At 38.1% G+C, this 14,145-nt stretch carries 9 protein-coding genes; 1 reads left to right on the top strand and 8 read right to left on the bottom strand.

The annotated features are described in order from the left end of the window. Positions 1–9: 9 nt before the first annotated feature. From ACRQ5D_RS00105 to ACRQ5D_RS00070, 8 genes are all read right to left on the bottom strand, one after another. A complete protein-coding gene (locus tag ACRQ5D_RS00105) occupies positions 10–1,395 on the bottom strand; it encodes a RagB/SusD family nutrient uptake outer membrane protein (protein ID WP_432328260.1) in 1,386 nt (461 codons plus the stop codon). A gap of 10 nt (positions 1,396–1,405) precedes the next feature. Beyond that, the gene (locus tag ACRQ5D_RS00100; protein ID WP_432328258.1) at positions 1,406–5,062 is read right to left on the bottom strand and encodes a SusC/RagA family TonB-linked outer membrane protein; all 3,657 of its coding nucleotides are present in this window, start codon (positions 5,060–5,062) and stop codon (positions 1,406–1,408) included. Between the two features lie 36 nt (positions 5,063–5,098). Next, a complete protein-coding gene (locus ACRQ5D_RS00095) occupies positions 5,099–6,121 on the bottom strand; it encodes a FecR family protein (RefSeq protein ID WP_432328257.1) in 1,023 nt (340 codons plus the stop codon). 95 nt (positions 6,122–6,216) lie between these two features. Then, positions 6,217–6,831 carry an RNA polymerase sigma factor gene (locus ACRQ5D_RS00090; protein ID WP_432328255.1) on the bottom strand — a complete coding sequence of 205 codons (615 nt, stop codon included), beginning with the start codon at positions 6,829–6,831 and terminating at the stop codon, positions 6,217–6,219. A 543-nt stretch (positions 6,832–7,374) separates the two neighbouring features. After that, the gene (locus tag ACRQ5D_RS00085) at positions 7,375–8,148 is read right to left on the bottom strand and encodes a 4'-phosphopantetheinyl transferase family protein (RefSeq protein WP_432328254.1); all 774 of its coding nucleotides are present in this window, start codon (positions 8,146–8,148) and stop codon (positions 7,375–7,377) included. Between the two features lie 512 nt (positions 8,149–8,660). After that, positions 8,661–9,263, bottom strand: a complete 603-nt coding sequence (locus tag ACRQ5D_RS00080; RefSeq protein ID WP_432328252.1) for an ABC transporter permease — start codon at positions 9,261–9,263, stop codon at positions 8,661–8,663. A gap of 646 nt (positions 9,264–9,909) precedes the next feature. Next, positions 9,910–11,193 (bottom strand): condensation domain-containing protein, encoded by a 1,284-nt coding sequence (locus tag ACRQ5D_RS00075; RefSeq protein WP_432328250.1) that lies wholly within the window; start codon positions 11,191–11,193, stop codon positions 9,910–9,912. 402 nt (positions 11,194–11,595) lie between these two features. Next, entirely contained in the window at positions 11,596–12,219 is a 624-nt protein-coding gene (locus ACRQ5D_RS00070; protein WP_432328248.1) for a glycosyltransferase family 32 protein, read from the bottom strand. A gap of 670 nt (positions 12,220–12,889) precedes the next feature. On the opposite strand from ACRQ5D_RS00070, the gene ACRQ5D_RS00065 reads away from it, so the two are divergent. Beyond that, positions 12,890–13,777 (top strand): glycosyltransferase family 2 protein, encoded by an 888-nt coding sequence (locus tag ACRQ5D_RS00065; RefSeq protein WP_432328246.1) that lies wholly within the window; start codon positions 12,890–12,892, stop codon positions 13,775–13,777. Positions 13,778–14,145 lie beyond the last annotated feature (368 nt).

The following is a 14,145-nucleotide window of genomic DNA, read 5'->3' as shown; positions in this document are numbered from 1 at the left end:
TTTTCGGTATTATGGATTTTGCTGCATTTCAGGATTTAACTGAACCTGATAAGGTGGTATCTGGAACACATAGCGGTTGCTTGACGGATCGAGCGTATAGGTTACGCCGCCAAAAACGCGGGTATAATTTTTTTGAAATGCCGGTTCGCTTTTTAACCTGCGCATATCCCACCAGCGCAGCATACGGCAAAAGAACTCCCGGTGCCTTTCATCAATCACATTTTTAAGCGCATCTGCAGGAGTATTCGCCGTGGCCGGAGTGTAATCTGCCGGTTTAAAGCGTTTTTGCCTTAGCTTGTTCACCCATAAAAGTGCGTTGGTTATATCATTGTTGCGGGCATAGTATTCCGCCTTAATCAATAACATTTCGGGTACATTAGGGCCAATGTTCCGCGCTTCATTATTGATCCTGTCGCGTGAAAAGAACCTGCCACCAGCATCTGAATACGAAGCCGCAAAAGTTTGCGCATCTTTAGTAAACAGTACATAACGCTGATCGGTAGTGCCAAGCAGGTTGAGCAGGTCATTACTTAGACGCATAATCGTTGGCGCATAACCAACACCACCTACAGCAACTTTTGATAAAAGTATTTCCGGATCGCTTTTACGTAATGGAAACGTTGAAGAAACACTATAATCATTAAGCGTACTTCTTGTTAACAATGCGCTGTCGGCATATTTATTGGCATTGGCATAATCGTTCATGTACAAATAGCATCTGGCCAGTTCGCCATAAGCTGATGCTTTTGAAGGGATAGTATTAAAATTTTGCTGCGTAAGCAGGTTAGGCAGCGCCTGGTTAAGGTCCGTAATGATTTGAGTATATACAGATTGAGCGCTTGGGCGGGCAAGCGACTGCTGGGTAGTTTCTATCAGTACTAATGGAACGCCAAGATCAGTGCCTGCTGTTGCTGCATTATATGGCTTTGCATAGGTATTCATCAGCATCAGGTAAGTATCTGCACGGTGTACTTTGGCTTCTGCAATTAGTTCTGCTCTATCCGCAGCGGTACCACCGGTACTTGTCGGAACTTCTTCTATTACCGTATTGCAGTATAGGATGGTGTTGTACATGCCGTTCCAGGCATCGTCTGTTTGGTAAGGGCCAATAGGGTAAATAACCGGATTCCATACATAGGCTTTAGGGAGCCAACCATAGTAATCAGATCCGTTTAATGCTTTAAACTGGCTGCTGCCATCAACCATTTGCACATCGTCAGATGCAATGTCATCTAACTTTGGCCCTTGCTCATAAGCACTGGTATTGTTAAGCAGGTAACGGTAATTACTTGTCTCTTTAGGTACAAGTGTACCCTGGGTTTTTATATCAACATATTTACGGCATGACGACATACCAGCCGCTAATAATACTAAGAGAAAATATTTTGATTTCATGACGTGCGCTTTAGAAGTTAAGGTTAATGTTAAGAGTATAAGAACGGGCCGCCGGTAAACCGCGTTGGCCACCAACATAGCCGGTAAAATCCGGGTCATAACCTTCTTTGTTTGCTGTCCATAGCAAGCCAAGGTTGTTTGCAGTTGCGCCTACCTGTGCCGATTTGATCTTAAATTTCGTCATCCATGCACCAGATAACTGGTAATTAAGTGTTAACTGACGCATGCGGATATAATCTCCTTTTAATACATTAATGTCGGAATTTTGATATCTGTATAAACTATAAGTTACCTGGGTAGGTGGTCCATTTAGGCCTGGTACAACTGTTTTAGCTTCATCGCCAGGGGCCTGCCAGCGTTTGGCTATATCTTTGCTAAGATCATATTTTACTGAACCGTAAGGAGATGTTATATAGTTCTGGATGCTTGGTTTAAGAAATACGCTGCCAAACTGATAAGTAAGCTGGCTGAAAAGCGAGAATCTTTTGTAACGTAATGTGGTATTAAAGCCGCCATAATAAGGGGCAGTTGTACGACCGGCATATTTCAAGTCAGATAAGGAGCCAAGCGTCGATTGAGATGCTTTTACTGTGTTGCCACTATGATCATAAATCTGAGTAAGGCCGTTGGCATCTAAACCTGCGTTACGGTAAACTAATAATTTATCGGTAGGGTATCCGGCTATGTAAGATATCGCTTGAGGAGCATATCCATAATAATTAGCATATAATGCCTCACTAAAATAGCTGCTGGTTACTTTATTAGTGTTGTAAGCAAAGGTTGCGCCTGCACCAAAGTCCCAATCTTTATTTCTGAATATTGTACCGTTAAGCCCAACATCAATACCATGATTTTTCATTGAAGCCGCATTTCGGGTTAGGGTCGGGCTGGTATTGCCTAAGTAAACAGAACTCGTTGGAAAAGCGTAAAGTAAATCTTTACCGGTTTTAGTATAAACATCTATTGTACCATTTAAACGATTGCCAAATAGTCCAAAATCAAGCCCAAAGTTGGTCACATAAGTTTTTTCCCACCTTAGCTGCGGATTAGCAGGTGAAATAATTGAAGCATAAGTTTGGCCGGTAGTTTGATCTGATGATCCCAGGCTGATATAAGTATATGGGTAGGTTGAAAGGGACAGGTTCCCATTAACACCATAAGTAGCACGAAGCGCTAGTTGGTCTATCCATCTTATATCTTTTAAAAACTCTTCCTGATTGATGTTCCACTTGAAGCCGGAAGACCAAAGAGGAGTAGCACGGTATTTACGATCAAGGCCGAAGTTATTGTAATCGTCATAACGTACGCTTCCTGAAATGATGTATTTATTATTATAAGTATAAGCAGCGTTACCAAAGTAAGAAAGGAAGCGCCTTTTCATGTCAGTAGCAGTTGGATAACCACCATAGTAAAAGCCGGTAACATCAGTTGGGCTGAAACCTGCAACGTAGGTGTAGGTAGGTGTAGAGCTAAAATTGATATTGCTATTACTTAAACCTGTTTGAGGGTTATATCCCCACAAGCCAAATGTGTTTTGACCATTGTTGGTTTCACGCATTTCTGTACCGGCAAGAGCTGTGATCTGATGCTTGCCAAACGTGTAATTGTAATCAAGTTGTGCGCGTACACTGTAGTTGTTTTGGTTGGTATTTATTTGATTTAAATATCCGCCATTGCTAATGCCTAAACTATTACTAAGTGCCGTTGGGGCTGTAAAGTAATTTAAAATGTTGCGCATGTAGTAGCTATCAGGGCTTTGGTAGGTTCTTACTGCGCTGAAGGTACGCTCATTGGTATAAATACCGCTGGCTGATAGTCCTTTATATATTGGGACTTTCAGGTTAATGTTGAAAATATAATTATTGTCTTTCTCGGTGTTATCGTTGTACCCAAGCTCGTTCAGGTAGTTGTACTGCCAGTTTTTATACTTAGACGGAAGTGTAGAAGTATAAGTTGGGTTTAAACGATCATATGATATTCCATTTCCGTTGGCATCTGCTACCAGTTCATACGGCATCAGGGTACTGCTTGATGGGGTATACAAAGAATACAGGTTCATGCCATTGTTTGCCAGGTTAAAGAAAGATCCTTTTAAACTGGTTGACAGCGTAGCCCAGTTAAACAATTTCCAGCTGTTATTAAATGTAGCTGTTAAACGTTTGCCGTTGTCCCTTACTTCGGTAGGCCTTTCACGGCTATAGGATACACCATAGTAATAGGTGGAATTTTCACTGCCACCATTCATAGAGAAATTATATTGTTGGCTTTGCTCTCCCTGGTAAAAGTATTTAGAGATTTGCGTGCGGTTATCAATAGCGCTTAATGAAGCTACCTGTGCATTGTACTGTGATTGGCTGATAGTACCTGCCGCCAGTTGCTGTGCAAGATAAGTGCCTGGAGATACCAGGTAGCTTGCTGAATTGTAGTCGGTTGCGGGAATTGCTGTTAAAAAACCGCGCGTAACCAATTCTTTTTCATAACCAAGTTGCTGTGCGGAAGTCATAGTTTTATAGTAACTAATATCCGGCTTCTCACCGAAAGTAAGCGCAGTAGAGAAGTTTATAGCCGGGGTTTGGTTCTTTTTGCCCTTTTTAGTTGTTACTACAATAACGCCGTTAGCTGCTCGTACACCCCATATAGAGGCTGCCGCTGCATCTTTCAAAAAGGTGATATTTTCAACATCGTTAGGGTTAAGCGTAGAAAGGTCTAGCTCTGTAATAGCACCATCTAGTACTATTAAGGGGGTAGCCTCGCCTGTTAATGTGCTTTTACCACGTATTGTAGCACTATAATCGTTGATACCAACTGTACGTGTGCCTCCTCTAAGGGCAATTGCTGTGGTGGCTGTAGTGGATCCGCTTTGGTAGAAAAAGCCACGGTCGCCTGATAAAACATTGATCTGCACACCGGGAACCAAACCTTCGATACGGTCTAACAGGTTAGTTTGCGGATGGAGCTCAATGTCTTTACTGGTAACAATAGCCGCCGATCCTGTCGAGCGTTCCTTAGATGTCGTTTGATAACCATTACTAATGATGTTTACTTCGTTAAGCATTGTTTTGCCGCCCAGTAGCTTTACAGTAAGCTTAAACTGATCGCCAACCATAATTTCCTGGCTGTTATAGCCAACCATACTGATTGAAATTATGCTGCTGCTCTTAACGGCAGGTAAAAGGAAATCGCCTTCGTCATTGGTTTTATTTGCCTGGTTGGTGCCTTTAACCCAAACACTGGCATAAGCTATAGGTATACCGTTTTCGTCGGTAACCCTGCCACGTAAAGTGCGCGCTTCATCTCGGGAATTAGATTTAGGTGCAGTGGTAGCTAGGGTATTTCCCGGCGCCATGCCTGTAAAAAAAGCGCTGTTACGCTCTACAATGGAGTAGGTATTTTCACTAACGTATAAAAATATAAGGTTATTGGGGTATAACACATTCTTTAAAACATCTTCAAGTGATTTGCCCTTTAATTGTGTACGGGTAGTAAACTTATTATCAAGCAAGCCATGTTCATAAGCGAACTGTGCTTTAAACTTCGTTTCAATTTCTTTAACAGCTTCACTAAGTGGGATTTGTGAAGATGTTTTTTGTGCGGAAGCGCTGAAACAGCAGCTTATAAACAAGGCAAGAAACAGGCATCCCGCTAAGCGGGTAATGGTTTTGTGCATAGTAAATAGTTTAAATAGTTGGGGTTTATTAGTTAATTATTTTACATGGTTTTGTTTAATGTAGTAAGTGTTGTCGCCGCGTTGTTCAACGGTACCATTAAGTAGATTAGCCAGCATGTAAAGCGTGGCATCCTTACTGATCATGGAAATTGTGCCGTCTATACGTTTGTTACCAAGCGCAGGAATTTCCAATATGATGCGGCCTCCATATGTATCTTCATAGTTTTCGATGATGCCGGATACGGTTATACCATTAACAACCATCTGGTTTTTAGTCCATGCCAGCGGCTGGTTGCTCATACGGGTGATTGACGTGCGGATCATCTTTTGATCCTGGTATTTAACGGACTCGCCCGGTTGCAGGATAAGTTGCGCAGATTGCTTTGTGCCGATGCCGATCTTGCCCTTCATCAACGACACGATAATATGGTTGCGGCGATTTTTGATGTTAAATTCTGTACCCAATACCTGTACCTGTATATCACCGGCGTGGGCCATAAAGCGCTCTGCTGGTTTAACTTGCTCCGGATGTTTATTAAGGTGCTGCACTTTGAAATAGGCCTCGCCATTTAGCCATACTTCGCGCATGCCGTGCCATTTCCAGGCACGGAAATAACGCAGGCTCGAATTGGCATTCAGCTTCACGATACTGTTATCGGGGAGTGTAACAGTACGCTGCTCGCCAAAGCCGGTTTGTATAGTAATTTGTGAAGTAACGTACCAGTAACCGCAGGCAAACAACAGCAATGCCGCCGCAGCGGAATAGCTCCAGATCTTTATCCTACTTCTTATGGTTATTACTTTGGTTTCTCGGGTAATGCGTTGGTTGATCTTAGCCCATACATCAGCTTTGTTACCTTCTGTATCACTAATTGGATTAATGCTGATGGCAGTTAAAACGTACACTCTGGCCTGACTATAGATAGAAATATTAGGCGGGTTGCTGACAACCCATTGCTGCCATACATCATCATGGCTTTGCGGCCCTTGTTTTACAAATCTGATGAATGAAAGGTCTTCTAAAAAGTCGTCAAACGAGTAATCGTTAAATTTCTGCATGTATAATTAAGCACTTTGAAGTATTATAATAGTACAAAGCATTTTCCTATTCATTTTGACCCATGAAAAACAGAAAAATTTTAAATAATTTAATATTATCTTAAAAAGTGCCTTGTAGATTGGAAAATTTCTATGCGACAAGTAGCCAGTAGCAATAAAATATTGGCTTTAGAGAGATTTAAAATTATTTTGAGTGCATCAATGGCCCGGTAACCTAATTTGTAAACGGCTCTAACAGATATATCCAGCAGGTCGGCAATTTCTTCAAAGCTTAATTCCTCAAAATAGCGCAGATACAACACTTCTTTCTGACGTGGGGTTAACTGATCCAACGCATCCATCAGCATTTTGGACTGCAAACTCATATTTTCCTTACGGATGTAATCAGACTCTAAATTAAACTCTAACTGAAACTGGTTTAACGATTCGGCAGAGATACTCTGCCAGCGGACATTATTGGTACTGGCCCTTATCAATAGGTTTTTTAAAGAGGCCAGTAAATAGAATTTGATATTATCTGTAGTGTTTAATTTGTTGCGGCTCGTCCATAAATTAACAAATAAATCCTGGATGCAATCGCGAACCAGTTCTGGCTCGTTGGTTTTTCTGAGCCCGTAGCTGTAAAGGTTTTGATAATAAAGCGCATAGATGTTTTGATAGGCTTGTTGGTCTCCTTGTAAAAATGATGCCCACAATTGCTGATCGCTCATCTGCTAAACTTTAGTACTGCTCAATAATCTAAATCCTAAAGTTAGCAAATTGAATGATTAATTAGCTGTTGATATTATGTTAATTAGGTGTTTTTTAGTTAGAGAAAATTCTCAATTGATTTTATCACCTTGGAATAAGCTCGCAAAATACGATGTACAGTATTGGCTCTACAAGGACTCGAACCTCAATCTTTAGAGCCAGAATCTGACTTTTGTTTGTTTGATTTGTTTGATTACCAGGTGTTTATAATTAATAATTTCTTTTGGTAAAACAATGGTAAAACATACATGTAAAATTCACTCTGTTAACGTTTTTTATATACCGGTCAAGCAACTGAATCTACTGATTACTATCTACGTATTATTTGCAAGGTAGTATTGAAACTTTAAAGCATGTTATTATCCGTTGAAAAACTGGCTTTAATTGAGCACTCTTCGTGGCACAATTATCGATGCTTGGGTCTGGGCCCCCAAATATATTGAAGGTTTTCAGCAAGATTTCTTTGTAGCGGAGCGCGCTTTCATGGGACGAGAGAAGCCTTGTTAGGTCGTTCTCATCTTGACGAAAAAATCGCCGCAATTGATATCCAGGAATTGAATATTTGCCGGCGAATCGCTTTCGTAAGCCAAGGTTGCTAAATTGTTGCTATCAAGTCTGAAACTTACAAGCTGTATCGCTTTAGATGAATTAACGATATTGCTATTTGTCTGGTGATCTCCATTGAGGCACGGGATCTCTTTAAGCCTCTCATCCAAGCCTTGGCTTGTAAGCTTGGCTATGGCTTCTTTGCGCGTCCATAAAAGGATGAATGTTTCTGTAGGACGGTCCTTATTGATGAAATAGATTTCTTTCTCGCTAAAATTATCGGCAAGGATCTCTTTATAGGCGAATGACCTGTCAATTATCTCTGTATCGATACCAACTTCGATTTTTGATACAGCGAGCGTTACCCACTCGTCAGAATGGGATACACTATAGTTAACTGCAGCGCCGGTAGTTTTTACAAAAGGTTTTTTATTAGGGCCGGCCTCAAAGTGGATACCCTGGGGGTGCAGGCCCATGTATTTGCCTAATATGACCCTTAAGGCAGCCCGGCTCACAATAAAGCGCTGCCTGTCTTTTTCACGGTGATACCTTCCGGCCCGATTTATTTCATCAGGCAGCAATAATTTTGTGAGCTCGCCGATAAACAAAAGATGATCGGCAATTTTAATTTTCCATACATCAGCCCCAGTACCTATAGTAAAGTTACAGGTGGTAGCAGGCTGCCAGCTAGCTGTATCAAGATATCGGATTTTAATTTTTACCGGATCCATAAACTATTTTTTCCATGTTAGTTAGGGTGATTTTACAAGGTACTTGCGAAGATTCTATCATTAGGTGCTTTTATATCGGGTTATGTTCTTACGTGTTTAACGCATTAATCTATAAAACAATGATCTTTTAAGCTTATAATCAATGTTTTACTGCTTTCACTGTGCTTTTTCCCCAACCGCTCTTTACCTAGTGCTAAAATAGCGGAAAATGCCGGCTAGCACCGCATAGTTCATAACGCAAAAGTAATAAGGGATAAAAGAACCTTTAAGCGCAGTTACCGCTTTTCCATTACCAGGCCAAACAGAACGAACAGATAAAAAAACAGCGCTGATAATAGTCCAGAACAATGCAGAAAGGGTCTTAGGGCATTTCGCCAGATTCTGACCGCGTTACCTTACATTACGACCTTTGTCTAATTTGGTTTTTATCAAATAATGGATTGATGTAATGGGTGCAAAAACGCGTCATCAACTATGCTTGTGTAACTAATCTTCCGGAATAAAGTCGAATCCTATAAAATTGATTTGGCAGGGGCTGCCAATTCAATTTGAGGTATTGCTCTTAAACGATCTCTAAAGAGATACTGTCTCTGCATAGTTCTATTTCGCCAAGAGGTATTGATAAAGATTATAGCGTCTTTTTTGTAACCTAAATCTTTATTTAACGCAAAATGAATTTGTTTACTTACAAGAATTGTAGCCATAATGAAGAATTGTGCTACAATAAACTGGGTCGTAGTTAAAGTCTTTCGTAAAACCGCGTCCCTGGTCTGACTTGGGCTCGTACTGCTTTGATTCTTTAGCACCTTGACTGGCTTGTGACTAGAAAGCAGAATTGCTGGATAAAAACCTGATATAAGACTAACTGCAATTGTTAATGTTAATAAAAAGACAATTATTTGAATTTGTAGATAATCAATTTTTACGTCTGTAATAATGAATTCCGAAAAAATATGTCGTAAAATCGGTGTTATCCCCAGGGAAATTACCACAGCAGAGAGCGTAAGAAAAAAGGTTTCCAGGAGAAACTGAAATATCAATTGTTTCCTCGTCCCTCCTAATGTTTTTCTGATGCCGATTTCCTTACTTCGTTGGGAAGCTTGGGCCGTAGTCATCGAGAATATCTCTCACTTGGAAGCCCGCCGTGTATGGTAATACCAGTCAAACCCGTCCCTGGAATTGAAGGTGATTTTATAAATGGGAGCGAGGGCATTGTACATAGTCTAACGCGCGATTCACCATCAGAAATATACTGTTCTGGAATGCAAGTGTTAAATCCTTTGGTTATTAACCAATTAACCAATGATATTGAAGATTTTAATAATCTATGGCAAAAATTGATAGCATTAAGTCAGTCAGAATATTCGGCGATTTATCCTCATGAATGGTATTCCGTAAACACAATGGATCAATTTTCCTACGCAACAAGTTTTCCAAGTTAGAAAACGGCGTGACTAATATATGAACAAATTTTTGGCCGCACTAGATTATTCCGAAATCAGACGAGAATTCATTTTTTTGTCCTAAATCGAATTGTTCAATTTAACGGGATATCCGGTAGCTAACACAAGTTTGCATGGGCCCGATTTTATATTAAATTTATCTCAAAGGTAAGTAATTAATTATCTGTATGATTTTTTTAATATGAAGTTCCATTAACGCCAGTTGAGATTGCAAAAGCCTCACACTTAAACCTATATTGCTTATTTTTTAATTTATAGCTAAAATATCTCGGGGTTTGGATTGTAGGATTGAAGAAAATTATAGATCTAAAGGTGCAAATCGATTATCCGGTAAATCGTGGAATGAGTTAACGAACTCGGTGAAGTTATTCAATATGAAATTTTCAGGGAATCTTTTTCTATCGTAATCACATATTATTAAACGCCCATTTTTAAAGTAGACGAAACTAAATTTAAAAGGATAAAAGCATGCGCTGTAGTGTAGTGAATGAGATTTTGTTGATTCTTTATAATCATGATCAAAAAATCGGTAGGTTAAGTTATTGATCATTGCAGCGGAATAGGGATCGACAGAAACGGATTTTCTTCTGGAATAATTACGATGATCTAAAGCATTACTATATTTTCTTCCAACTAATAGCATCAATTCTTCAAAAGTATTAACTTGATTAATTCTCAAATCAACATGGATATATAATGCGGAAATCAGATATCCAACGACATGCTCAAGTTCAGACGTCTCTCTTGACGAAAAAGGCATAGCAACAATTATATTTCGTTTTTTGGAGATTTTTAATAGCCAGTAAATTATAACACTTAAGATAAATAAATTTATATTTTTATAAACGGTTTTAACATTCTCTAACATTGTATTTGTTAAAAAGATATCCAAACAACCGGTTGGCTCTTTTATCAAATTTTTGTCTCGCCTGATTTTAAAGGGAATTAAGTCATCTAAGGTATTTTCCTCTAGCCATTCAAATTCTTTTTTCCAATATTTGAGATTTTTTACCCCCAATTCACTACTGTTGAATTTTTCTTCCCATAATGCATGGTCCTTCATCTGAAATGATTGAGGCTCGTAAACTATTGGAAGTTTAGATTTTAACTTATCACACATGTCGGTAATCTCGGATTTTAATATTTCCAATGATTTTCCATCCGATATGATATGATCTATTAGGAATGCCAACAGATATTTTTCATGTTCGATCTGAGTAATTAAAATTCTAAATAATGGCCAGGTTGAATAATCGAAACCTTTTTCTAGTTCGGTCTTAAAAAGCTTATCTAAACTGACATTTTCTCGGTTTTCAATGATGTTAACATAATTTTCAGGCGAAGGAATCGAATCTTCGCTGTGAATTATCTGATATAACTTGTTATTTTCATAAGAAAATGAGGTGCGAAGGCTTTCGTGTTTTCTGACCAGGTTAATGAAAACATTGTCTATGTAAGGGACAGGGCTATATGAAAATTCAATAATACCTCGTAGATTATTGAATTTAACATTATTTGCACGAATATATTCAAACTCAGTAAATTGACGCTCGGTTGCGATAGTTTTGATAGGAAATTCCATGTTACAGTGATATACGACCTTCAAAAAAGGGAGAAGAAGGCATATTTTAGAGATTGCACTTTATGAAAACGAATTAATTGCAATATCTAATTAGTCAAAATTGGATGTTTTTTACTCTAATCTATTTATGATTTTGTTAAGTATTCATCTGTGAATCGGCTACTGTTAAATTATCTCGATACAGTTTAACTTAATAATTTCAGCCGTCGGTTTTTTTATTAGAATTTCGGATAATCCCTATGCTGATGTGAATCTTGAAAATACCAATTCGTGATTACTGAAATTCATTAATCTCTTTTCCTGAAATAAAAAGCAAGTAAAAGTCGCCTAAAATTTGATGTATACTTTGCGATATTGGTGAATGTATTGAGTTGTCCCAGTCAATAACTGTAAGATCTCACACTAATTCAGCTGCATAGGATCCCATAAAATAGTGTACCGCATATGCTTCACTGGTTTTAGTTTGCAATGGCTCAGGTAAGTTTTATCGTGAAAATTATCGTAAATGTCTGTCAACTTAAAAGGACCAGCTGTTTCAAGAACTTTTTGCCAAGATGGACAATTTTGAGAAGATGGCTGAACATCTTTTTTTAATTCATCGCAAAATTGTTTCATAAAATTATTCTTCGCTGAGCACGCCATAAACGCATTACATATAATCATCGTCCTATTATGTATCGGGCAATGTGCTTCTGTCTCGACTCCGAAAATACATGTGGCATCTTCAAGTAAAGGAGTAACATCTTTCAAACACTCAAAGTCGAGATCAACTAATAAGCCCCCGTAATGGTATAGGATAAAATATCTTACCGAATCGACTCTTTCGATATTGTATTCGTACGAGCCGTAAATTGCTAAAAACTCAGGGAAATTCTCAACTATAAAATTCCTATTCATCTCATCGGTCCAAAGTTTATATTCCCAATTGGGATGCTTAGATTTCCAAGATTGAGACAAAGATTGCAATGAGGCGGGAATATCAGAGGTTTTCCAGGTTTGATGGATGATTTGTGGAATTTTGTGCATGGTATATTAAAAAAATATTTTGATAGGTAGGTTGAAATCTGATGTGCCGCTTGATTAAATTACTGTCATAACTTTATTTTGCTTTAGCACTCCCAACTTCACTTTAAGGACTGTTTATTCTTCGTTCTAAAGTTATAATAAATAACAATACTATCAATCAGTTTATATTTTAAATAAACCGACGATCTGAAATTATATTATTGCTAATCTTATGAGTACTTATCGTGGTTGACGTTAAACCGAATGAGAAAGTGTATGGATAAAGACTAATCATTGGGCCTTTTAACAAATCTTTTTATTCATGGTCGGAATTTTGCGAGTTCATGCTGGAAAATAAATACAATTTCCTGGCTTTCTACGCTATCTCAAAAAAGAGAGCTTTCTATCTTTATTTTGAATTTTATGTCCGGCAATTTTGACACGGGAGATTAACGCAAAACTTAATTGAGTTGAAGCTATAGTCGAAAAATATGAGATAAGAATGCCGGATTAAAAATACCAATGATACAAACGAGATTAAAACTGTCATGCATTAAACCATAACTAAGATTTTACATAAATATAAAAGTGAAAAGAATAAATGTTTTATAAAAAATAAAATATATTTGGTTCAATTATTATCGGAGATAAAATGGTATGCTAAATAGTTAGTTTCATGAAATCATAAATAATGTTATTTGTAAAGCTGATAAGTTTAGTTACTGTTTTAAGAGTCGCTATATCCGTATATTTAGGTAGGAAAAATAAGGGAAATATAAGCCCGTACGATCATATTGTTTATGAAAATGCAACTCCCGTCGATATCGTTGTTCCTATGTACAATGAATCCGATGTTATTTTAAAGACCTTAAAAAGTCTTTCCGTTATTAATTATTCAAACTTTCGGGTAATTGTAATTGACGATGGGTCAACCGATGATTCTTTGCAGTTAGTAGAACGGAATTTTGGACAATATGACAATTTTGTAATATTATCTCAAACAAACTTAGGTAAAGCGGAAGCCTTAAATAATGCAATCAGTGCATCAACTGGGGAAATCATTATTTGTATCGATGCAGATACCTTAGTTAAACCCAATATCATAAATTCCTTTCTTCCGTATTTCGATAACAAGGACGTAGCGGCCGTTGCCGGCTATGTTAAGGTTGGTAATAGAATTAACCTCATTACGAAAATTCAGAACATCGAATATGTTACCAATCAAAATTACGTAAGATCAATTTTTGACTCTGTTAATGGAATACTTGTAGTACCTGGTGCTGTCGGCGCTTTTAGGACATCTATTATAAAGCAGGTTGGGGGATACTCTTCAGGTACGCTCACCGAGGATTCTGATTTGACATTTCGAATTATCAAAAGAGGATTCGTTATTAAAAATTCACTGGATGCAATAGGTTTTACTGAAGCGCCGGCAACATTGAAGATGTTTTGCAGGCAGCGGGTGAGATGGATAGTTGGAAATTTACAGGTATTAACGAAGTATAGAAATTCTTTTTTTCTCATGAGAATAAATTTCTTAGGTACCTTGTCATTCCATATACTTGGATCTTTGATTTGATTTTACCCGCGATTGTCCCGTTTCTTGATTATAAATATCTGTACTTGCTCCTGACAGGCAAGCTTTCGTCGTCCTTTGTATATTTCTACATATCATTCATCGTTTTAGATTCATTAACGGGGATTATCACGTTGGTTAAATGCAAAGAAAAGTGCTTAACTGTTATTTTGGTATTTCTTCAGCGTCTTATACTTCGACATTTAATGTTATTGGTTTACATTAATATTCTGATCAAAGCAATTAACGGAAGCATTTTTGAATGGGGTAAGATCAAAAGGTACGGAAGCGCCCTTATTGACTAAAATAAAATTATTCCAACAACAGACAGTTGTGCCCGGTGTAAAAGAATTTATTTTCACTATAGGATA

The sequence above is a fragment of the Mucilaginibacter sp. P25 genome (assembly GCF_050859465.1).
In the GTDB taxonomy this organism is placed as follows: Bacteria; Bacteroidota; Bacteroidia; order Sphingobacteriales; family Sphingobacteriaceae; genus Mucilaginibacter; species Mucilaginibacter gossypii.
This window is presented reverse-complemented; position numbering and strand designations above follow the sequence as displayed.